The sequence below is a fragment of the Pseudomonas sp. RT6P73 genome, assembly GCF_054897715.1.
Window position 1 is genome coordinate 3,593,624 of record NZ_JBUBUV010000002.1, and the last position, 23,046, is coordinate 3,616,669.

Below are 23,046 nucleotides of genomic sequence, written 5' to 3' on the forward strand. Positions count from 1 at the left end.
TGGCGAAGTCCGCAAGATACACCACCGGAATCACGTTGTTATTTTGGTTTTCAGGTACTGACGGTTGCCCGGATGTATGGGTTTCAACTGTCTGGGCTTGCGGTGAGTATCTAGGGGAAATTTCTTTCTGGATGTAGGAAATTTCCCAAGAGCAGGCGCGCGTTCCTTTGCAGCGCTACCCCCGAGATCTACAGTGCCGGATCGACCAGGCGCCGCTCGAGCGTTTGCGCCAATCCTTCCATCGCTTGCAGCAACGCATCCACTGCCTCGGTCAACAAGGCAGAGTCCGTCCCTATACAGGCGACTTCCAACTGCTCGCAGCACTGGATCAAACGGCTTGCCTTGATGATTCGTGCGCCCCCCTTGACCCGATGGGCCAGATCGGAAAGACCCGACAAGTCGTGGGCGCTGAACAGTTTGATCAGCCGCAGCATGTCCTCTTCATTACTGGCGGCCAGATCGCCAAGCAAATGGTCGATGGCGCTGTGATCGCCACGCGTCAGTTGCTGCAGGCTACTGAGGTCAATGTCGCCTTCAATCCCGTACACCCGCCCGCCAACGGGCCGTGACTCGGTGCTGGGCCGTACCGAGGCGAGTCGGGCACTCAGATCCCCGAGACTGATCGGCTTGAACAGACAATCGTCCATCCCCTCTGCCAGACAGCGGTCTTTTTCATCCGGCTGGGCATTGGCGGTAAACCCCAGGATCAAACAAGGCTTGGTACCCGAAGCCTCTTCCTCATCACGAATCGCTCGCGTCAGCTCATAACCGTTCATGACGGGCATGTTGCAGTCGGTAATGACCACATCGAAGTTGCCATTTCGCCAGGCGCGCAGACCATGGGCGCCATCTTCGGCGTCGCTGACGCCGTGGCCCAGGTAGCTCAATTGCTGGGAGAGCAGCAAACGGTTGGCCGGGTAATCATCAATCACCAGAATGTTGAGCACCCCTGCCTGAGACACCGGTTCGGCCGCCGGCAACTCGGCAGCGGGCAATGGTTGCAGGATAAGCAGGTCGAGGCTGATATCAATCTGCGTGCCTTTGCCCAGCACGGTGGTCAGATGCAGTTGCCCCTGCATCATTTCACACAGGGTACGGCAGATAACCAGGCCCAGCCCCGAACCACCCCGCGGCGACTGGTGATTGTTGCTGGCCTGACCGAATGGGCTGAACAACCGCTCTTGGTCCTTGGCGGAAATACCAATGCCGGTATCCTTGACTTGCACATGAATCGCCAGACGCTCGCCGCACACGCCGGGCGCAGCCCGCACGCTCAAACCGACCTCACCTTCGTCGGTGAACTTGATGGCGTTGCTCAGCAGATTGGACAGAATCTGTTTGAAGCGCAGCGGATCGATCAGGACATCGCAACAAGCCTTGAGCTCGAAATCCAACAACAGCCGCAGGCCTTTTTGCCGTGCCGCGCCTTCGAACATCCGCACCACCGATTCGACCAGCTCACGCAGGTTGGCCCGTTCCGGGGCCAGGGACAGGCGACCGGATTCAATGCGGGCGATATCGAGAATATCGCCGATCAGGTCCAGCAACCCCCGTGCCGCGCCAGAGGCGACTTCGATGGCGAACCGGTCCATGACGCCTTGATCAGCCTTCATCATCGCCAGTTCGAGCATGCCGATCACCGCATTCAACGGGGTGCGGATTTCATGGCTCATGGTTGCCAGGAAGGTGGTTTTTGCCCGGTTGGCGTCGTCGGCAATTTTCTTGGCATTCTGTAATTGATCGAACAGAAGCTGGCGTTCGCTGATATCGATCCAGCCGGCAATAATGCCGGTGACCACGCCATCGCTTGTGCGATACGGCAGCATCCAGTGATACACCGTGTGTATCGTGCCGTCGGTGCTGGTGATGGCGCGATCCTGTATCCATCGCGTACCGTCCTCCATCACCTTCATGTATTCGTCATGATAGATCTGGGCGTCGGCATGACTGAGCAGTTCGGTGTCGGTAATCTGCTTGCCCATCACCGTCTCGCGTGGGACTCCCAGCGCGTCCAGGTAAGCACAGTTGCAACTCACCAGTCGCCCCAGACGATCACGTACATAAATCGGGTGCGGCGTGCCGTCGATCAAGACGCGCATGAACTCCATCTGATCGTTGAGCGCCAACTCGGCCTTTTCGCGTTTGGACATCAACTGGCGCAAGTAAATGATCCAGCCCACGGCCACTAGCAACAACAGCGCGAACAGCACAAAACCCTGGATGACCACGGTGCGATTTTGCCGCCAGCTGCCATTGTCGATCACCACGTCGTGGTGCCACCTGCCCGTCAGCTCATCCAGTTCTTCCGGGGGAATGCTTTGCAGGGCTTTGTCCAGGATCGAATACAGCTCCAGCGCCCCGCGATCGGTGGCGAAGCCAATTTGCGCCGACGATAAGCCGACGATACTGGCCATGCGCAAGCGGTCACGGTAGTCGCGCATGATCAAGTAACGCCCGTTGATCAGCGCATTGATGGCACCGTCCGCCTCCCCCTTGTCCACCAACGCCATCGCATCGGCTGAAGCCGGTGTCTGTATCAACTGAATGCCCGGATAATTTTGGCGGATGAAATCATGCAGCGCATTGCCGCGCCGCAGTGCCAGTTTTTTGCCGACCATGTCCTCCAGTCTTTCGGGGCTGCCCGACTCGGCCCGAGTGACCAGAACAAACGGGTTGGTCAAATAAGGGCGGGTAAAACGCAGCTCGCTTGCACGTTCGGTACTGGGATTGAACGCCGCCACCAGATCGGCTTTTCCCTTTTTGATCAGCTTGATCATGTCGTCCGTCGAGCTGGCGCGCAGCACATTGAATTTCAAACCGGTACGCTGGCTGACCTTCGCCAAGACCTCGGCACTGATGCCCCGGAACTCCCCTTGCTCATCGAAAAACGATAGGGGAGCGAAGTTATCGTTGACTGCCACCGTCAGGCGCGGATGCTTTTCCAGCCAGCGTTGTTCAGCCGCACTGAACTGAAGTGGATTAAGACCGGAAATGCTCATGTCACCGGCGCTCCAACGGCGCAGGATGGTCATGCGATCGGTGATGGGGATCACCGCCAAGGCGGTATTGACGATGTGCAGTAAACGACGATTGCCCGGTTGTATGGCAAAGGAAAACTGGGTTGAGTACACGCCCGGCAACGTCGTCAGCCGGACGTCGTTGAGGTAGTGTTTGTTAACCAGATAGTGGGTGCTGATGAGATCGCCTACGTAGGCATCCGCCTGACCAAAGGCCACCGCACCGATTGCGTTCTGGGCCGAGGGGTAAAGCTGCAGTTGCGCCTTGGGATAGGCCGCACTGACGGCATCCATAGGCTGAAAGTGGTCAAGTATGGCCAGGCGACTGTCAGCCAGGTCGGGCCTCAACACCTGGCCGGGGCCACTGCGAGTCACCAGCGCCGACGGGGCCTGCGCATAGGCACTGGACAGCGCCAACGCTGGATCTGCCGCATCGAAGCTGTTGGCAGTGCCCACCAGGTCCAGCTCGCCGAGTTTGAGTGCCTGTATCACCTCGGCTCGAGAGTCGTAACGAAGAACCTCGATCCTGGTGTGCAACATGGTGGCCAGCAGCTCGGCGTAATCAGCCGTGATCCCCTCGTAATCCTGGCCATTGGTGATGATGTCGAAGGGCGCATAGTCCGGCGCGGACACGCCCAGGCGCAGTGTGTTCTTGGTGCGCAACCAACGCCAGTCCGTCTCATCCAGAACGACCGCATAGTTCTCCCCATTTGAACGGCCGAAAAGGTTCAGGGATTGCGCCTCGGCCTGTGCTGAGGAAACGCTTCCCCACTGACCGAGTAAAAATACGGCTAGCAGATAGTTGAGCAGAAGAGTTTTCATTTAGACCAGATTATTGCGCTTGGCAAAGTCGGCCAGATAAACCACCGACTTAACGTTGAGTTTTTCGATCAGGCGGGTTTTATACGTACTGACGGTTTTGTTGCTTAACAACATGGCATCGCCGATTTCCTTGTTGCTCAGGCCTCGGGCAAGTTGCTGCAAAATAATCAGTTCACGATCGGACAATTCACGGATCATCTCCATCTCAGTGCAATCGACATCGCATCGACGTACGGAATTGCCTGCCAGATTGGGGAAGAAGGTATAACCGGCCATGAGCGCCTTGATCGCTTTGCTCAATTCGCCCAAATCATCGGTTTTCGAAATATAACCCGCAGCGCCCGCCTTCATGCAGCGCATGGCATAAAATGACGCTGACTGGGCGGTCAATACCAGGATCCTGCTCGACTGTTTCAGCGCACGGAGCCGGCTGATGACTTCCAGTCCGTCCAGGCCGGGCATGGCGATATCCAGCAGAATAAGTTCAGGGTTATGTTGACGAGCCAGTTGCACCGCATCGACGCCATTGTCAGCTTCGAGGATGAGTTCGAATTGCTCATGTTCAAGCAACATTTTCACAGCCGCTCGAATGAACGGATGATCGTCTACAACCAACGCTCTATGCATATGAACCTCGCTGCAAGACGAACCGGAAAATACCGGCGACTCGAAGGGTCACGCATATAAAGAGTATGGTACAGATCACCCCCTAATGTAGCCCTCATCTCTAGGTAATACGGCAGGCATACCGAGAGGGTCCAATCCCTGCGACCCACGGTTTCAAGTGGGTGATGGCGGGTTCTGCAACCACTGCATGAACCGCTGGGCATCCATTGGACGAGCTAGGTGAAAACCCTGTCCAAACGAACACCCCATCTCCACCAGCCCGTCACGGATAACCTGGCTGCCGACGCCCTCGATCACCAGGCTCATGTTCAGCACCCGGGCCAGCGCCACAGTGCTGGTGACCATAGCCAAGGTGTGCGGCTCGGTAATGGACCGCACGAGTTGCCCGTCGAGCTTGAGTTGGTTGAATGGCAGTTGGCTGAGCAGTTTTAACGATGAAAAACCCATGCCGAAATCATCGATCGAAAGGCTGCACCCCATCATGCGCAAGCGCAGCAGGTTTTCGCGGGTCACCCTCGGGGCGTCGAGCAAGCCGTTTTCAGCGACTTCGAACAACAATGTCGCCCCCGGCAAGTTGTTGCACTTCAAGATGCGACAAATGTGATCGGTCAGGTCATAGCGGGCCAGTTGCGAAGCGTGAAGATTGAAAGCCAGCTCCAGCTCACGGCCGGACTGGCGCAATGCATTCAGCAACCCAATCCCTTGTTCCAGTAGTTGCTTGAGCATTTCGTCGATCAGGTCATAAGCCAGCACTGCCGCCAGAAAGTCTTTGGGCAATAGCAGCCCCCTGACCGGGTGCTCCCAACGCGCCAACGCTTCAGCCCCGGCCAATGCGCCGCTGTTCATCTCGAACTTGGGTTGGAACCAGGCTTTGAACTCCCCCAACGCCAGGCCCCGACGCACATCCTCTTCACTGGGCAGTCTGTGCGGCGGTGACGGATCGGCCTCCAGAGGCAGGCAGCGGTGGCCATAGCGCTGCAAGAGGCCTTGCAACGCATACAACTGGATGGGCTTGCTCAGGAGCCCAAGCAGCGGCAGTCCCGACAGACAGGTCATCTGTTCGACTGCGCGGCGCAACTCCGGCCGCAACTCACTGCACACAACAACAGCGCGAACCTTGCCGTTCTGCCCCACTGCGCGCAGAAAATCCAGACACTCAAGGGCCGTATCACTCAGGTCGCAGAGCACAATATCAACGCCCCCCGCCTGGTGAATCTGTGCCATCGCCTGTTCGCAGCTATCAGCCTGCAAAATGTCGATGACGCCCAGATGCTGCAGAGCCGTGACCAGGCTAGCGCGTTGTAGCGAGAGACTGTCTAAAACGAGAACGCTAGGAGAATCCATCTCGCCGATTACTCTGAAATAACGTGAAGCCAAAATTTTTGGCAATTTGATGCCACTGCAAACGAAGAATGCATCGCTTTGATCCGTAGGAAGTTTCCTGGCAGCTGCCGGTTAAGCATCGATCAGTTAATGGCCGAGAACCTGCCGCCGACCGTCTGTTGGAGGTTTAGCCAATGCAGTAAATCCGTTCCCGACATAGGCCGTGCACACCAATAGCCTTGCCCTTGCGTACACCCAAGGTCCAGTAGCACTTGCCGATGCTCTTCGGTTTCGATGCCTTCCACGACCACAGCCATGCCCAACGCATCGCCCAGCGCCAGGGTGCTGGTGATAACGGCGCGGCAGCGCGGTTCGTGCATCACGCCACGAACGAACCCGGCGTCGAGTTTGATTTCGTTGAAGGGCAACTGACACAGCCGCTGCAGCGACGAAAACCCCGCGCCAAAATCATCGATCGACAGCCCGCAGCCCATCATTCGAAGACGCGTCAATCTTTCCAGGCTGGCGGGCGGCACTTCGAGCAGCCCCGTTTCAGTCAGCTCGAACGTCAGCCCTGAACCGGGCAAATCATGAACATCCAGAACCATGCGGATCCGGGGTATGAGATGGGCGTTGGCGAGTTGCGAGACCTGCAGATTGAAGGCCAGATTGAGCGAAAAACCCTGCTCCAGTGCCTGCCGCTGGATGTTCAGGCCTTGTTCCAGTTGCATAAAAAGCAGTTCATCGAGCAGACCACAATGCTCGATGACCGGTATGAATACAGAGGGCTGGATGACGCCTTTGAAGGGATGATGCCAACGCGCCAACGCTTCGATGCTGTAAACCTCACCCGTCAGCAGATTGAATTTTGGCTGGAAAAAAGTCTGCAATTGCCGCCGTGAAAAGGCCTGACGCACGTCTTCTTCATCGACCAACGCTGCAACAGGAGGCGACGCGGGCACGGTTGAAGATTCGTTCTTCTGTTTTTCCAGCAATGCCTGCAGTGGACGCAATGGTGAAGATTCATTGAAATCACCCAGCAGAACCATCCCCAGCGGCGAAACAATCTGTCTCACCGCCCGAAGCACTTCCGCTGGCAATGGACTGCAGATGATGATTGCCCCCATCAGACCCGAGCGGCCAACGCTCTGCAACAGTTCCAGGTTATTCACCCCCTCGAAGCGCAAGTCACACAGCGTGATATCCACCGGCCCCACCTGCTCGATAATCGCGAGGGCTTGCACCCAGTCAGCAACGGTAAATATCTCCTGGCAATCTGGCTGCGAACGCATTTTGGCCGAGATCAATCGCTGAAAGTGGGGCGCACCAAGAACGAGGATACGTATCGGACGCGGGGGCATTGGCGGGGGCTCACAAACGAAGATGTGAACCCATTGTCGGGACTTGGCCGATGCGGATCTTTAGGAAATTTCTGCCTGAATGTAGGATTTTTCCGACAGTCACTCCGCGACAACAGACATCTGCTGTACGTCAGCCATCATGTGCAACTCAAGCGTTTGCGCCAATTGCTCCATCGCCTGCTGCAATGCATCGACCGCCTCTGTCAACGATGCAGATTCTCCCCCCATGCAGACCGCTTCCAACTGCTCGCAGCACGAGATCAAGCCATTGGCCTTGATGATTCGTGCACCGCCCTTGATCCGATGGGCCAGATCGGAAAGACCCGGCAAGTCATGTTCGCCAAACAGCCTGATCAGACGCAACATGTCCTCTTCGTTACTGACGGCCAGGTCGCCAAGCAAATGGTCGATGGCGGTGGGATCGCCACCCGTCAGTTGCTGCAAGCTGCTCAGATCGATGTTGCCACCGGTCTCGATCTTCCCGCCACGTTGTAATGGCTCGGTGCAGGGTTGCACCGAAGACAGTCGAGAACTCAAGTCCGCGAGGCTGATGGGTTTGAACAGGCAATCGTCCATCCCTTCGGCCATGCAACGCTCCCTTTCCTCCGGCTGCGCGTTGGCTGTAAACCCCAGGATCAGGCAAGGCTTGGCCCCCGACGATTTTTCTTCATCGCGAATCGCCTGCGTGAGTTCGTACCCGTTCATGACCGGCATGTTGCAATCGGTAATCACCACATCGAAGGAACCGTTGCGCCAGGCGCGCAAACCATGAGCACCGTCCTCTGCGTCACAGACCCCATGACCGAGATAGGTTAATTGCTGGGACAGCAACAAACGGTTGGCCGGATAGTCGTCGATCACCAGAATGTTGAGCGCCCACCCCTGAGTGGCCAGCTCAGGCACCGGCAACGCGGCAGCGGGCAAGGGTTGCAAGGTGAGCAGGTCGAGAGAAATATCAATCTGCGTACCTTTGCCCGGTGCGCTGCTCAGGTGCAGTTGCCCCTGCATCATTTCACACAGGGTACGGCTGATGGACAGTCCCAGCCCCGAACCACCGCGCGCCGGCTGGTGACTATTGCGGACCTGACTGAAAGGACTGAATAACTGCTCCTGATCCTGTGCGCAAATACCAATGCCGGAATCCTTGACCTGCACATGAATCGCCACGCGCTCGTCACACTTGCCTGGCCCCGCTTGCACGCTCAAGCGCACGCTGCCCTCGTCGGTAAACTTGATTGCGTTGCTCAACAGATTGGACAGAATCTGTTTGAAGCGCAGCGGATCGATCAGCACATCGCGACTGGCCTGCGGGTCGAAATCCAGCAGCAGGCGCAAACCTTTTTGCCGTGCCACGCCTTCGAACATACGCGTTACCGATTCCACCAACTCGCGTAAACCCGCGCGCTCCGGTGCCAGAAAAAGACGTCCGGACTCAATTCGCGCGATATCGAGAATGTCGCCGATCAGGTCCAGCAACCCCCGCGCGGCACCTGACGCAACCTCGATGGCGAACCGGTCCAAGATGCCTTTGTCAGCCTTCTTCATCGCCAACTCGAGCATGCCGATCACGGCATTCATCGGGGTGCGGATTTCATGGCTCATGGTTGCCAGGAACGTTGTTTTCGCCCGATTGGCGTCATCGGCACCTTTCTTGGCACTTTGCAATTCATCGAACAAGCGCTGGCGTTCGCTGATATCGATCCAGCCGCCAATCATGCCCGTGACCACGCCCTCGCTTGAACGAAAGGGCAGGATCCAGTGGTAAACCGTATGGACCACACCGGTTTTCGCTCTTAAAACCCGATCCTGAATCGCCCGGGAGCCCTCATCCATCACCCTCATGTACTCTTCATGAATGGCCTTGGTATCGGCATAAAAGAGCTGCGGACTTTCGGTGATTTTTTTGCCGATCATCTTCTCGAGACTGGACCCCACCACGTCAAGGTAGACCGAGTTGCAACTCACCAGCCGCCCCCCGCGGTCACGTACATAGATCGGGTGCGGGGTGCCATCGATCATGGCGCGCATGAATTCCATCTGGTCGTTGAGCGCCAACTCAGCCTTTTCGCGGGTAACAATCAATCGACGCAGGTAAATGATCCAGCCCACGGCCGCCAGTAATAACAGCCCGAATAAAATGAAACCCGGAACGATCGCAGCCCGACTGTGCAGCCAGATGCCCTCATCCACTACCACGTCGTTGCGCCAACGCCCGGTCAACGCCTCCAATTCTTGCGCAGGAATGCTCTGCAGGGCTTTATCCAGTATCGAATACAGCTCCACTGCCCTGCGGTCGGTCGCGAAACCCACCTGGACTGACAGCAACCCGAAGGTACTGGCCATGGCCTCCCGCGCTCCCGGGCTCTGCGACTCGATCCGACCGACAAACACATCCGGATTGGTCAAGTAAGCCCGGGTGACCCGCAGTTCTGCATCCTTTCCAACGCTGGCGCTGAACGCCGCGATCAGATCGGCGTCGCCCTGATTGATCTGCCTGACCAACTCGCCCATCGAATGACCACGCACCACATCGAACTTCAATCCGGTGCGCTGACTGATTTTAGCCAGAACATCGGCGCTGATCCCTCGGTACACACCCCACTCGTCGAAGAAGGACACGGGGACGAGGCTATCGTTGACGGCCACTTTCAATCGAGGGTGTTTTGCCAGCCAACGTTGTTCGGCGTCACTGAGACCCAGCGCCGAAATGTCCGGTTGCAGTGAGCTCATGCTGCGCAGCCAGTGCGAGTCCGACTCCTGCGGACCGACGATGTTGCTCTCGTCACTGAAGCGACTGGTAAGTCTCAGGGTTTGCGCACCGGCATGGGCCGGTAAAACATTCCCCAACTGGCCGAGCACAAAAACAGCAAGCAAATAGTTACGCAGAGGTATTCTCATTCAGATCAAGTTATTTCGCTTGGCAAAATCGGCCAGATAGACCACCGACTTGACATTAAGCTTTTCGATCAAACGGGTTTTATAGGTACTGACGGTTTTGTTGCTCAATAACATTGCATCGCCTATTTCCTTGTTACTCAAACCACGTGCAAGTTGTTGCAAAATCATTAGTTCACGATCGGACAGACACCGGATCATATCCAGCTCAGTCGCATCGATATCATTCCGGCGTACGGAATTACCCGAAAGATTGGGGAAAAAAGTATAGCCCGCCATGAGCGCCTTGATCGCTTTGCTCAGTTCGCCCAATTCGTCGGTTTTTGAAATATAACCAGCAGCCCCCGCCTTCATACAGCGCATGGCATAAAATGCCGGCGATTGGGAGGTCAATATCAGTACCTTGCACGGAAGTTTCAGCGCAACAATCCGGCTAATGACTTCCAACCCGTCAAGTTTCGGCATGGCGATGTCCAGCACGATCAGCGCCGGGACATGCTGGCGAGCCAGTTGCACCGCATCCGCACCATTGTCAGCCTCGACGATCAGCTCGAACTCCTCTCTCTGAAGCAGAATTTTCACCGTTGCCCGAATGAATGGATGATCGTCCACAACCAACGCTTTATGCATTTGAACCTCGCGGTAATACGCACCGGACAACACCGATGACGGAAAGGTCATGCATCAAAAGATAACGGAATATATAGCCGGACAATGAAGCTCACCTCTACATCATTCGCCAGTCGTCTCGAATTACTTTCCGACCCTGCGACCGTTATTATTATTTGCACATTTCCCGATTCTGCAGCCATTGCATGAGTCGACTCGAATCCATTGGCGGCGCCAAATGAAAACCCTGACCCAATACGCAGCCGATCTCCATCACCGCCTCTCGAATGGCCTGGCTGCTAACCCCCTCGATAACCAGACTCATGTTCAGTGACCGCGAAAGTGCCAGGGCGCTGGTGATCATTGACCGGGTGCGCGAATCAGTGATGTCCTGGACGAGTTGGCCGGCGAGCTTCAATTGATTGAAGGGTGACTGGCAGAGCAACTTCAGCGAAGAAAACCCGAGGCCGAACCCATCGATTGAAAGACCGCAACCCATTGCGCGCAGGCGCAGGAGGTTATCCTGAGCAACCGGAGGAGCGCCGAGCAAACCATTTTCAGCCACTTCGAACAACAACGTCGCTCCCGGAAAATTGTGGCATTTCAGGCGACCAAGAATGTGGTCGGTCAGGTCATTACGGGTCAGTTGTGAGGCGTGAAGATTGAATCCAAATTGCAGACTAAGGCCACACTCGCGCAGTGCTAGCAACAGACTCATCCCTTGCTCAAGCATTTGCTTGAACATCTCATCGATGAGGTCATAAGCCAACACGGCGGCCAGGAAGTCTTTGGGCAGCAGCAGCCCCCTGACAGGATGTTCCCAACGCGCCAGCGCCTCAACCCCCACCACCGCACCACTGGTCATCTCGAACTTGGGCTGGAACCAGGATTTGAAAGCACCCGACGCCAGGCCCTGACGGACTTCCTCTTCACTGGGCAGCTTGTACAACGGTGACGGCTCAATGGCTGATGAATGGCGTCGGTGCCGATAGCGATGCAACACACCCTGCAATGAACCGGGCTGCATGGGTTGGCTCAATTCCCCGAGCAACTGCATTCTCGAAAAACAGGTCATCTGCCCCACGGCGCGGCGCATTTCCGGCCGTACCTCACTGCTCAACGCGACAGCGCGAACCATGCCGTTCTGACCGACAGTGTGCAAAAAACCCAGGCAGTTGAGGGCCGTGTTACGCAGGTCGCAGAGCACAATGTCCACGCCCCCGGGTCGATTGATCTTCGTCATAGCCCGTTCGGTACTATCCGCCTGCAAGATATCGATGACTCCCAGGTGTTTTAGCGCATTGACCAAGACGCCACGCTGAATCGATTTATCTTCTAAAACAAGAACGCTAAGTGAGTCCATCTTCACTAGTTGCTCTACCAATACTGAAGGCAGAATTGTGGCAACGTCCCACAGCACCAGACGAAGGATTCATCCTCCCGTCTTGTAGGAAATTTCCCAACAAGACCGTTAGTGTATTTAGTACCCCTGTGGTTTTCCAGCGGCTGACAGAAACATCGACGGCCGGTTTTGGATCCATTCCGAGCAATTTGATAGATCGGATGAGACTAAGAAACTGTTGTTTTTCCACTCTTCGACATGAACAGGTTCCGAACATAAGACTACGCACGGTAAAAACAAAGTTGAGCTATCAGACGGACGCCGTCCCTGATTTGGTAGTCCCTGTTGAGCTCTCCAGGGCAAGTACTTCACGAATCAACAGGAATCGAATTTCATCATCAAGTTCACTCATGGATACATCCGCTAATGCACGTTCCATTCGAGCGACAATTTCACCGTTCAAGCTTCGTCTGTTGGCCTTGGCAGCGCGTTTTAACTTCAGACGTAAACCTTCAGGTAACCGAAGAACAAATGTCGTCATTACCAAACCCTTATACCAAAAAGAATTCGATAGTCTGGCGCCTGATGGCTTGAGTTTTATGTAGGGCTTTTCCTGCCAAGGCTCGAGAAATTTCCTACGCCCAGCAGTGCATAGCTCGAAACTTCGGCCTACCCCGGTAAAAATTCCTCACCCAACATCGCCACAAACGCTTCCCGCGCCGGGTGAACACCGGCGTTTTCATGCCAGTAAAAAAGGTTGTCGATGGCCGTCAGCTCAGGAAATTCAAAACCTGCGCATCCTGCCCCTTTGGCGTACTGATCGAACACTCCCTTGGGCACCAGCGCGACCCCGGCCCCGGCGCTGACGCAGCCGACGATTGCCCCATAACTCGCCAGGCTGACAATCGGCAGCGCCTGCCCCTGCCTCAACAACCAATGCTCCAGCGCCGCTCGATAAGGGCAGCCTTGCGGCCACATGAACGCGGTCTTGTTCTGCAAATCGGTGATATCACGCACTGGCCCCAGCGATGTCGAGGCAATCAGCAGCAGCTCTTCGCGGTACATCGGCGTGCGCTTGAGCTGCGAGCGTTCGACATCCACCGCGACGATTGCGCCGTCGAGCCGATGATTGAGGGTGTCATCGAGCAGTTGGTTCCAGGTGCCGGTGGTCAGCTCCAGCGCGACATCGGGATAACGCTTGTGAAACTTGGCCAGCAGACGCGGCAGACGCCCGGTGGCCGAGGACTCGATGGCGCCGATACGCAGTGGCCCGGACGGTTCGGCCGAAGGGTCCACCGCGCGCTTGGCTTCAACGGTCAGCGCGAGAATCTTCGACGCGTAAGACAGAAACGTCTGCCCCGCCGGGCTGATGCGCAGACCTCGGCCTTCGCGAAAAAACAGAGCCACACCCAACTCGGCTTCCAGCGACTTGATGCGTGCCGTGATGTTCGACGGCACGCAATGCAACAGCTCAGCCGCTCGGGCGATGCTGCCGGCGTCGGCAACGGTTTTGAACATGCGAATCTGCGCCAATTCCATACATCACCCAAAGTGAACAATTGACGCAGTATAAGTCAGTTGTGGCGAACGGTTAGCCTTCCGATACTCGGTGCATAAACCCACCGGTGACCGACCATGAAGCCCTCCACCCAGACCCTCAAAATTCTCCTGGCCATGGCGTTTGTCGTCGCCTGCTGGGGATACTCGCCGACCGGCATTCACATCGGATTGCAGGCCTATGACCCCGGTCATCTGGCGCTGCTGCGCTTTCTGATCGCGTCGGTGTTCATGGCAATCGTCGCCGCGTTCAAAGGCATCAGTTTGCCGAAGCTTGGCGATCTGCCGCTGCTGTTGGTCCTCGGTTTCTTTGCTGTGAGCCTGCACCACGTCGCTCTGAACATCGGCCAGCAAAGTGTCAGTGCCGGCGCGTCCAGTGTATTGGCGCAATCGACGCCGTTGTTCAGCACCTTGCTGGCTCGGTTCGTGTTCAAGGATCGGGTCAGCGCTTGGCGCTGGGGTTGTGTTTTGTTGGGATTGATCGGCGTGGTGATTGTGGTGGCCGGTGATCGTGGACTGGGCAGCATGGATGCGCACGGTTTGCTGATCTTGCTGGCGGCGGTGTCGTGGAGTTTTTACTTCGCACTTCAGAAGCATCACTCCGGGCGCTACAACGGCTTGACGCTGGTCTGTTACACGGTCTGGTCAGGCACCGCACTGCTGCTGATTTATTTGCCGGGGTTGGCCGGCAAGGTCGTCAGTGCACCGATGCCTGTGCAATGGGCAGTGTTGGCATTGGGCGTGTTTCCCAGCGCCCTCGCCTACCTGGCCTGGGCGTTTGTGCTGGCTCACCTAGATTTGAGTCGGGCGACGATGACGCTGTACCTGATTCCGCCGATGGCGATGGTCATTGCGGCTTTTGCCTTGGGTGAACAGCCGACGGTGATGGTCGGGATCGGCGCGGTTGTGGTGCTGATCAGTGTGCTGGCGTTGAATCTGGAGCGGCGTCCTACGGTCATCGCGACCAGCCTGCCCGGCCATCGCTGACGGTTCAATAAAAAACCCGGCACATTGGCCGGGTTCTTTTTATCGCCTGTCATCGGATAAAGGGGTTGGCTCATCTGCTGGCGGAACGTCTTCGTCTGCGGCCGGATCCTTCCAGTCTTCAGGTCGATCAGCGTCGGCGGCAGCCGGGTCCAGCGAAGGGTCCCTGCCGGGCGGAGCATCGTCATCTAGCGCCGGCTCGTCGGTGCCGGGCATAGGTCTGGTCGGGTCGGTATTGGGTGTTCCACCCTGGAACATTGAGTCGTTAGCCATGACGCACCTCACTAATGAGGTCCAGCAAATCTGGGCCGTACTCGTTGGAATCGAGCGCCTGAATGGCGTGCTATCGACTAGACAAACGGTCGTCAGGCGCCGCCCGAAAACCGGTCTCGGCTGTTCGTCAGGTGCAGCCACATCGCGGCGCGCGCCGCGTCCGGGTCTTGCCGTTTGATTGCATTGAGAATCGCCTCGTGTTCGAGGTTGGCCAGTTGCCCGAGCTTGCTCAAATCCACCGCGCCACGCTCTGCGGCGTTGACCCGGGTCCGCGGAATCATGGCACTGCCCAGGTGCTGCATGATTTCGGTGAAACACACGTTGCCGGTGGCTTCGGCGATCAGCAGGTGGAAGCGCTTGTCGGCCTCGACGCAGCTGTCGTTGTTGGTGAGCAGGCTTTGATAGTCATCGAGTGCTTCGCGCATCTGCATCAACTGATGATCGGTGCGACGGCTCGCTGCCAGCGCGGCGGCCTGGGTTTCCAGGCCCATGCGCAACTCCAGAATGCTGCGCACACCCAGCGCGGTGTCGACATTCAATCGCAGCCCCTGCTCCGGTGCGCGCTCGATCACAAAGGTGCCGATGCCGTGCCGGGTTTCCACCAGGCCTGAAGCCTGCAACTTCGAAATCGCTTCACGCACGACCGTGCGACTGACCCCGTGCTCCTGAACAATCGTGTTCTCCGACGGCAGCTTGTCCCCCGGCAACATTTGCCCGAGCAAGATGCTCTGGCTCAGTTTGGCCACCAGGTCATGGGCCAGGTTGTGGGTGCGCTTGCGGGCAGGGGCGTCGAGGTCTTCTTGCATGGCGATCATCCGGAAGCAGGGCTAACGGAATCGTAGCACTGCGCTCGGCTGGAATCCCCAAGAAAACAACGCTTAACTTGTATGACAACACTCAACACTTGGACGTAAATTGCCTTCCCACAAGACGCAACAAAACCGAAAATGAACAACAAGCCCGAACAAAAGCGCCATTTTGTTGGATATAAGCGCTTGCAGGACGAAAAAAGCTAGTTGTATGATGTCTATCAACACAGCAACATCCAGCCACACCCCGCATAAAAATAATCAGTGGGAGAAAACCAAGTGAATACATCCATATCCGGGATGCACGATGGCGCCGATTCGGTCCTGAAGTCCGCCATCTCGAAAGTGAAACGCCACGTTCTGCCGCTGTTCGTCATCATGTTCATCGTCAACTACATTGACCGCGTGAACATCGGCTTCGTCCGCGCCCACATGGAGCAGGACCTGGGGATCGGCGCTGCCGCCTACGGCCTCGGCGCCGGCCTGTTCTTCATCGGTTACGCGCTGTTCGAAGTCCCCTCCAACATGCTTCTGCAAAAAGTCGGCGCACGCATCTGGCTGACCCGCATCATGCTGACCTGGGGCCTGGTCGCCGCCGGCATGGCCTTCATCCAGAACGAAACCCACTTCTACATCCTGCGATTCCTGCTGGGCGTGGCCGAAGCCGGTTTCTTTCCCGGGGTGATTTACTACTTCACGCGCTGGCTGCCAGGCGTTGAGCGCGGCAAGGCGATTGCGATTTTTCTCAGCGGTTCGGCCATCGCTTCGCTGATCTCCGGTCCGTTATCCGGGCTGCTGTTGCAGATCAGCGGATTCGGGATGCACGGCTGGCAATGGATGTATTTCATTGAGGGGATGTTTTCAGTCGGGCTGTGCGTGTTCGTGTGGTTCTGGCTGGACTCCAAACCCCACGATGCCAAATGGCTGACCCGCGCCGAGCAAGATGCGCTGGTCAAAGCCATCGATGACGAACAACTGGCCCGCGAAGCGGCGACACCGATCAAGCCATCGCTGGGCACGCTGCTCAAGGATCGCCAGATCATCCTGTTCTGCCTGATCTACTTCTTCATCCAGCTGACCATTTATGCCGCGACCTTCTGGCTGCCGAGCATCATCAAGAAGATGGGCGACCTCAGCGACATTCAGGTCGGGCTGTTCAACTCGATCCCGTGGTTGCTGTCGATCGTCGGCATGTACGCCTTCGCTTCGCTGTCGGCCAAATGGAAAAACCAGCAAGCCTGGGTCGCCGCTGCGCTGCTGATCGCGGCGGCCGGGATGTTCATGTCCACCACCGGTGGGCCGATTTTTGCCTTCGTTGCGATCTGCTTCGCGGCGCTGGGTTTCAAGTCCGCGTCGTCGCTGTTCTGGCCAATCCCTCAGGCCTATCTGGATGCGCGGATCGCGGCGGGCGTGATCGCGCTGATCAACTCGGTGGGCAACCTTGGCGGCTTCGTTGCACCGACCACGTTCGGCCTGCTCGAAGAGCACACCGGCTCCATTCAGGGTGGGCTGTATGGCCTGGCCGCGACGTCAATCATCGCTGCGATCATCGTCTTCGCCGCGCGCAATATACCGAAAACTGCACCAGCCGTTGCACTGGGCAAACCAGCGCCCAATCACGTCTGAACCTCTGTTTTGAAGGACAAGAAAATGAACCCACAAGACACCGCAAAAGCGCCGATCATCACCAGCATGCAGGTGGTTCCGGTGGCCGGTCACGACGGCATGCTGCTCAATCTGAGTGGCGCCCACGGCCCGTTTTTCACCCGCAATATCGTGATCCTCAAGGACAACGCCGGTCACACCGGGGTCGGCGAAGTGCCGGGTGGCGAGCGTATTCGCCAGACGCTGGAAGATGCACGAAGCCTGGTGGTTGGCAGCCCGATTGGCACGTATCAGAAGATCCTCAATCAGGTGCGCCAGACCTTCGCCGAGCGTGATGCCGGCGGTCGCGGCTTGCAGACGTTCGACCTGCGCATCACCATCCACGCAGTCACCGGACTGGAAGCCGCCCTCCTCGACTTGCTCGGTCAGCACCTGGACGTGCCGGTTGCGGCCCTGCTGGGCGAAGGCCAGCAGCGCGATGAAGTGAAGATGCTCGGTTATCTGTTTTATGTCGGTGATTGCAACGAAACCGATCTGGTCTACCGCAGCGAACCGGACGCCGACAACGACTGGTTTCGTGTACGCCACGAGAAAGCCATGACCGCCGACGCCGTGGTGCGCCTGGCCGAGGCCGCGCACGCCCGTTACGGCTTCAAGGACTTCAAACTCAAGGGCGGCGTGCTCAGCGGCGACGAGGAAATCGAAGCTGTCACCGCGTTGGCCGGACGCTTTCCCGATGCACGCATTACGCTCGATCCGAATGGTGCGTGGTCACTCAAGGAAGCCATTCGACTGTGCCGCGATCAGCATCACGTGCTCGCTTACGCCGAAGACCCGTGCGGGGCGGAAAACGGCTATTCGGGTCGTGAAGTGATGGCTGAGTTCCGCCGCGCCACGGGCCTGAAAACCGCGACCAACATGATCGCCACCGACTGGCGGGAAATGGGCCATGCGATCCAGTTGCAATCGGTTGATATCCCTTTGGCTGACCCGCATTTCTGGACCATGCAGGGCTCGGTTCGTGTGGCGCAGATGTGCCACGAATGGGGCCTGACCTGGGGCTCGCACTCCAACAACCACTTCGATATTTCCCTGGCGATGTTCACCCATGTCGCGGCGGCTGCGCCCGGTGAAATCACCGCCATCGACACGCACTGGATCTGGCAGGACGGTCAGCGCCTGACCAAGGCTCCGCTGCAAATCGTCGGTGGTTGCGTGCAGGTGCCAAAGAAACCGGGGTTGGGGGTTGGGCTGGATCTGGATCAGTTGGCCAAGGCCCATGAGTTGTACAAAGGCATGGGACTGGGCGCCCGGGATGACAGCGTGGCGATGCAGTTTCTGATTCCGGGTTGGACGTTTGATAACAAGCGGCCGTGTCTGGTGCGCTAAACCCTTCGAAACGCCTCATTCTCTGTGGGAGCGGCGGTGCGGCGATCCGACTTGCCCGCGATGAGGGACTGACATTCAACATTGATGTTGACTGACAGGCCGCCATCGCGGGCAAGCCCGCTCCCACAGGTTTTTTCTATCAGCCCGAAGCTTGCAGCAGCCACTCCTTGAACATCGTCATCGCCGACGTTTCGGGGCGCGATTGCAAGCGGGTCAGCCAATAGCAGCCGGTGGTGATGCCGATGTCGAACGGTTGCTCGATCGCACCCGCCGCCAGTTGCCGGGCGAACATCAGCGGCGGCGCCAAGGCAATGCCCGCGCCCTGCAACGCAGCCTCCATCATGGCGAGCGATGAGTCGAAGACGATGCTCTTGGGCGGCGGTGTGTTGGCCGGCAACCCGGCGGCTAGAAACCACTCGGGCCACTCATCTGTGCGGTAGGAACGCAACAGCGTCTGCTTGAGCAGGTCGACAGGTTCTTGCAACTGCCCGGCTATTTCCGGAACGCAGAGCACCGACAACGGCGCTTCAATCAGCTTTAAAGCCTCGATCCCGTGCCAGGCGCCGGCGCCGAATCGGATGGCGTAATCCAGCCCTTCTGCGGCCACGTCCACCCGGTTGTTGTTGGTCGACAGGCGCAAATCTATGTACGGATGTTTCGACTGGAAGTCCGCCAGCCGCGGCAACAGCCAACCCACCGCAAACGTCCCCACGGCACCCACGGTCACCACTTCACGAAAATGTCCGCCCTCGAATCGCTCAAGGGTTTCGGCAATCCGGTCGAAGGACTCGCGCAATACCGGCAGCAAGGTTTCGCCTTCACTGGTCAGCATCAGGCCGCGGGGCAAGCGTTTGAACAGCGTCACGTTAAGCTGGGCTTCAAGGCTTTTGACTTGATGACTGACGGCGGCCGGCGTAACGAACAACTCCACGGCCGCCCGAGTGAAGCTCAAATGGCGTGCGGAAGCCTCGAAGGCGCGCAGTGCATTCAGCGGCAGATGAGGACGAATCATGCCCACTCCCAAATTTTTCTAATGGCTAACCCGAAATATCGTCGTTTGTCGATTGTCGATTGTCGCCCGACTGCCTAGATTTGGCGCGCCCGTCAGCCGTCCGGCTCTGAATCCGTTCGGAGTGTAGCGGGTAAAGTAATGGCAACTCATGGAGAGTGGTTCCAATCATGTACAAATTTCATCTGCCAAGACTTGCGTCCTTCAGCGCTTTCGCCTTATTGCTAGGTGCAAGTCACTGTATGGCCGCAACAAAATCCGACGATCAACTCGACGCCTTGGTGAAAGCCGCCATCGGGCCGGTCATGCAGCAACAGAATATCCTTGGCGTCGCGGTCGCGATCACCCTGAATGGCCAGCAGCATTACTTTAACTACGGCGTGGCCTCGAAAGAGGACGGTAAACCGGTCAGTAAAGACACCCTTTTCGAAATCGGCTCGGTGAGTAAAACCTTCGCCACCACGCTGACTGCCTACGCCCAGGCCAGTGGCAAACTGTCTTTGTCTGACCGGGTCAGCCAGGTTTGGCCTGAGTTGAAAGGCAGTGCGTTCGACAGCATCAGCGTGTTGCAACTCGGCACTTACACCGCTGGCGGGCTGCCGCTGCAGTTCCCGGACGAGGCCGATCATCCAGACAAAATGCTCGCCTACTTCAAACAGTGGAAACCTGTGTATGCAGCGGGCACCCACCGCCAGTATTCGAACCCCAGTCTCGGGCTGTCCGGTTATCTGGCGGCCAAAAGCATGGGCCAGCCGTTCGATGAGTTGATGGGAAAAACCCTGCTGCCGAAACTTGGACTCAAGCACACCTACCTCAAGGTGCCGCAGGACCAGATGGAGCTTTACGCTCAGGGTTATGGCAAGGATGGCAAACCGGTGCGGGTGAGCCCGGGGGCGCTGGATTCGGAAGCGTACGGTGTGAAAACCAGCGCTGCGGATTTGCTTCGTTATGTTGAAGCCAACCTCAAACCGGCGACGCTGGAAAAGCCATTGCAGCAAGCGATTGCCCTTACTCACACCGGTTACTACACCGTGGGTGAGATGACGCAAGGGTTGGGCTGGGAGCTCTACAACTATCCGGTCAGCCTCGATACGTTGCTCAATGGCAACTCGACTGAAATGGCGATGGAGGCTCATAAAGTCCAGTGGCTGAATCCGCCGCAACCTGCAAAAGACACGGCATGGTTCAACAAGACCGGGTCGACGGGTGGTTTCGGCGCTTATGTCGCGTTCGTGCCTTCGAAAGATATCGGTATCGTGATTCTGGCGAACAAGAATTACCCGAATCCGGAGCGAATCAAGATTGCTCACAAGATATTGAGTGCCCTGACTGAATAACCTATAGCAACTCGATCCCCCTGTAGCAGCTGTCGAGCCTGCGAGGCTGCGTTCGGCTGCGCAGCAGTCGTGATCCGGCTAATGAGGTTTATCTATAAAACTGCGGTTGCAGGATCTACGACTGCTGCGCAGCCGAACGCAGCCTCGCAGGCTCGACAGCTGCTACAAATATCGTTCGGGCAATAAAAATGGGCGGCCTCCTTTGAGGTCGCCCATTGTCGTTATTCCGTCAGCTCAATGCCGGGTCGGTGTCTGAGGGTCGGGCACATCGTTCCTCGGATCAAGATTGTCCCGAGCCTGATTCACCAACAACTCCGCAATCCCGGCCAACTGCTGAATCGCCCCGAGCATGGCTCGGTTCGAGCCATCCAGCTTGACGGCAAAATTCACAATCACGGCATTCAGGGAAGCCAGGGTTTCGCTGGCCTGATGCAACAGGGTGATGGTGTCGACGCCGGGGGCAATCGCGAAGATCTGTTTGATCGGGACGGAACACCTGGGCTTGCGCACACCAATGCTGGTGTCGCGCCCGGCCGTATCGCCAAGCCGAACGAGCTTCAGGTGGCTGGCATCGGTTGGGCGTTGCGCATCATTTTTGCCGAACTTCTTCATAGACGAGGCTCCTTTCTGGCCATTGGTATTGTTCGTCCCTGGATCCCTCAGTGTTGCGGACTCCCACGTCCGACCGCGAGTTTTGCGGTGGCTGACAAAGGCTAACGGTGCGCTCTGACAGAAACCAGTTCATGAAATCCGACAGGACTTGCAGGAAATTTCCGAGACCAATGAAATCAGTACATCACCCCACGGTACACCCGGTTTTTTTTTGTAGCAGCTGTCGAGCAGCGCGAGGCTGCGTTCGAGCACGAAGCGGTCGCAATCCAGAGAATGCGGTTTGCCTGAAAGCAAGCAGTTGCAGGTTTTACGACTGCTGCGCAGCCGGACGCAGGCTGCGCCAGCTGCTACACGGGGATCTTCAATCGTCCGGCATTTCCGGGGGCTTGGCGGGTTTCGCCGGTTTACCCGGTTTTGCGCCCTTGGTACCTGTAGCGGCCGGTTCGGCGACGACGGGCGTTACGACCGTCGGCGGTGCGGCTTCTTTCTCGGTCGCTGGCAGGGCGTCGATGGTGTCGAAGATTTTCTTCAAATCGACCGACTTTGATTCATCCCCCGAACTCTCGAACTTCTTCTCGCCGTCCTTGCCCACCAGGATGACTTTGGGCAACGCCCCCGCGCCGAGTTTCAACGAGCGGATCAATGCCATGGTGTCCTGTGGGCCGAGGTCCTTGCCGTCGAGCTGACCGGACATGTTCAGCACCGTGTACACCCTGATGTTGCGCTGGGCGATACCTTCCTTGTTGGCCGGATCGTTCAGCGCATTTTTCAGGCCCACCCAGACCGGGTTACCGGTGTTGGGAGCAATCACAATCAGTGGTCGGGCCCGGCCCTTGTCGATGTCCAGAGGTGAGCCGTTTTCGGCGGCGAGCAAGGGGCCGGCGAAAGCCAGCAACGTAGTCAGGGTCAAAGACCTGATGAGCATGCGCATCTCCTTTTGATATCCACGCTCTAATGATTGCGCATCGCGGCGATCGTTCCGGGTGACGCACCGCAATTGTGTTCCGCCTTGACCCAAGCTTAGGTCAGGGCGGTCATTGCGCAACAGGGTGAGCTAATCTCATCGCTCATAACGAGCCGCCTGATCCGCCGTGAGGACCCCGCCATGAGCGCTCAGTTGAACCACACCATTGTCTGGTGCCGAGACAAGCAGATCTCGGCCCATTACCTTGCCGAGATCCTCGGCCTGCCCGGTCCCGAGCCGTTCGGGCCGATGCTGATCGTCAAGCTCGACAATGACGTGTCGCTGGATTTCTACGACAACGACCCGCCGATTGTTTCCCAGCACTACGCGTTTTTGATCGACGAGGATGATTTCGATGCGGCCTTCGCGCGCCTGCAAGCGCGCAAGCAGTCCTGGTGGGCTGATCCCGGCAAGCAACGGCCCAACGAGATCAACGATTACGGCGGTGGCCGAAGGGTTTATTTCGATGACCCGGACGGGCACCTGCTGGAGATTCTCACGCGTCCTTGAG

General features: G+C 57.4%; 19 protein-coding genes. 5 read left to right on the plus strand and 14 right to left on the minus strand.

Annotation, left to right across the window (positions count from 1 at the left end; all coding sequences use genetic code 11):
- Positions 1-188 precede the first annotated feature (188 nt).
- From ACYZT6_RS17045 to ACYZT6_RS17085, 9 genes are all read right to left on the minus strand, one after another.
- Positions 189-3,839 carry a transporter substrate-binding domain-containing protein gene (locus ACYZT6_RS17045; protein ID WP_462027894.1) on the minus strand — a complete coding sequence of 1,217 codons (3,651 nt, stop codon included), beginning with the start codon at positions 3,837-3,839 and terminating at the stop codon, positions 189-191.
- Positions 3,840-4,466, minus strand: a complete 627-nt coding sequence (locus ACYZT6_RS17050; RefSeq protein ID WP_462027895.1) for a response regulator — start codon at positions 4,464-4,466, stop codon at positions 3,840-3,842.
- 153 nt (positions 4,467-4,619) lie between these two features.
- Complete coding sequence (locus ACYZT6_RS17055; protein WP_462027896.1) at positions 4,620-5,690, minus strand: EAL domain-containing response regulator; 1,071 nt, start codon at positions 5,688-5,690, stop codon at positions 4,620-4,622.
- 242 nt (positions 5,691-5,932) lie between these two features.
- Positions 5,933-7,081: an EAL domain-containing response regulator gene (locus ACYZT6_RS17060; protein WP_462027897.1), complete on the minus strand. Its 1,149-nt coding sequence runs from the start codon at positions 7,079-7,081 to the stop codon at positions 5,933-5,935.
- 168 nt (positions 7,082-7,249) lie between these two features.
- The gene (locus ACYZT6_RS17065; protein WP_462027898.1) at positions 7,250-10,048 is read right to left on the minus strand and encodes an ATP-binding protein; all 2,799 of its coding nucleotides are present in this window, start codon (positions 10,046-10,048) and stop codon (positions 7,250-7,252) included.
- Positions 10,049-10,675 (minus strand): response regulator, encoded by a 627-nt coding sequence (locus ACYZT6_RS17070; protein WP_462027899.1) that lies wholly within the window; start codon positions 10,673-10,675, stop codon positions 10,049-10,051. It abuts the gene before it with no gap.
- Between the two features lie 151 nt (positions 10,676-10,826).
- Positions 10,827-12,074, minus strand: coding sequence for an EAL domain-containing response regulator (locus ACYZT6_RS17075; RefSeq protein ID WP_462027900.1), 1,248 nt, complete (start codon positions 12,072-12,074; stop codon positions 10,827-10,829).
- A 232-nt stretch (positions 12,075-12,306) separates the two neighbouring features.
- Positions 12,307-12,537: an Arc family DNA-binding protein gene (locus ACYZT6_RS17080; protein ID WP_462027901.1), complete on the minus strand. Its 231-nt coding sequence runs from the start codon at positions 12,535-12,537 to the stop codon at positions 12,307-12,309.
- A gap of 128 nt (positions 12,538-12,665) precedes the next feature.
- The gene (locus tag ACYZT6_RS17085) at positions 12,666-13,535 is read right to left on the minus strand and encodes a LysR substrate-binding domain-containing protein (RefSeq protein WP_462027902.1); all 870 of its coding nucleotides are present in this window, start codon (positions 13,533-13,535) and stop codon (positions 12,666-12,668) included.
- A 96-nt stretch (positions 13,536-13,631) separates the two neighbouring features.
- Between ACYZT6_RS17085 and ACYZT6_RS17090 the strand changes: the two genes are divergently transcribed.
- Positions 13,632-14,540: a DMT family transporter gene (locus ACYZT6_RS17090; RefSeq protein ID WP_462027903.1), complete on the plus strand. Its 909-nt coding sequence runs from the start codon at positions 13,632-13,634 to the stop codon at positions 14,538-14,540.
- A 39-nt stretch (positions 14,541-14,579) separates the two neighbouring features.
- Here the strand turns inward: ACYZT6_RS17090 and ACYZT6_RS17095 are convergent, their stop codons facing one another.
- Both ACYZT6_RS17095 and ACYZT6_RS17100 read right to left on the minus strand, forming a co-directional pair.
- On the minus strand, positions 14,580-14,810 hold the full coding sequence (locus ACYZT6_RS17095; RefSeq protein ID WP_462027904.1) for a hypothetical protein: 231 nt from the start codon (positions 14,808-14,810) through the stop codon (positions 14,580-14,582).
- 92 nt (positions 14,811-14,902) lie between these two features.
- Positions 14,903-15,616, minus strand: a complete 714-nt coding sequence (locus ACYZT6_RS17100; RefSeq protein WP_462027905.1) for a FadR/GntR family transcriptional regulator — start codon at positions 15,614-15,616, stop codon at positions 14,903-14,905.
- Between the two features lie 282 nt (positions 15,617-15,898).
- Between ACYZT6_RS17100 and ACYZT6_RS17105 the strand changes: the two genes are divergently transcribed.
- Entirely contained in the window at positions 15,899-17,245 is a 1,347-nt protein-coding gene (locus ACYZT6_RS17105; RefSeq protein ID WP_462027906.1) for an MFS transporter, read from the plus strand.
- Positions 17,246-17,269: 24 nt separating this feature from the next.
- Positions 17,270-18,613, plus strand: a complete 1,344-nt coding sequence (gene gudD / locus ACYZT6_RS17110) for a glucarate dehydratase (protein ID WP_462027907.1) — start codon at positions 17,270-17,272, stop codon at positions 18,611-18,613.
- Positions 18,614-18,752: 139 nt separating this feature from the next.
- Here gudD and ACYZT6_RS17115 read toward each other — a convergent pair whose 3' ends face one another.
- The gene (locus tag ACYZT6_RS17115) at positions 18,753-19,625 is read right to left on the minus strand and encodes a LysR family transcriptional regulator (protein ID WP_462027908.1); all 873 of its coding nucleotides are present in this window, start codon (positions 19,623-19,625) and stop codon (positions 18,753-18,755) included.
- Between the two features lie 167 nt (positions 19,626-19,792).
- Here ACYZT6_RS17115 and ampC point away from each other — a divergent pair, with 167 nt between their 5' ends.
- On the plus strand, positions 19,793-20,959 hold the full coding sequence (ampC, locus tag ACYZT6_RS17120; RefSeq protein ID WP_462027909.1) for a class C beta-lactamase: 1,167 nt from the start codon (positions 19,793-19,795) through the stop codon (positions 20,957-20,959).
- 234 nt (positions 20,960-21,193) lie between these two features.
- On the opposite strand, the gene ACYZT6_RS17125 is transcribed toward ampC, so the two are convergent.
- Together ACYZT6_RS17125 and ACYZT6_RS17130 are read right to left on the minus strand one after the other, a co-directional pair.
- A complete protein-coding gene (locus tag ACYZT6_RS17125; RefSeq protein ID WP_462027910.1) occupies positions 21,194-21,571 on the minus strand; it encodes a DUF6124 family protein in 378 nt (125 codons plus the stop codon).
- Between the two features lie 361 nt (positions 21,572-21,932).
- Positions 21,933-22,496 (minus strand): DUF4174 domain-containing protein, encoded by a 564-nt coding sequence (locus ACYZT6_RS17130; RefSeq protein ID WP_462027911.1) that lies wholly within the window; start codon positions 22,494-22,496, stop codon positions 21,933-21,935.
- Between the two features lie 180 nt (positions 22,497-22,676).
- Between ACYZT6_RS17130 and ACYZT6_RS17135 the strand changes: the two genes are divergently transcribed.
- Positions 22,677-23,045, plus strand: coding sequence for a VOC family protein (locus ACYZT6_RS17135; protein WP_462027912.1), 369 nt, complete (start codon positions 22,677-22,679; stop codon positions 23,043-23,045).
- Position 23,046: the final 1 nt, after the last annotated feature.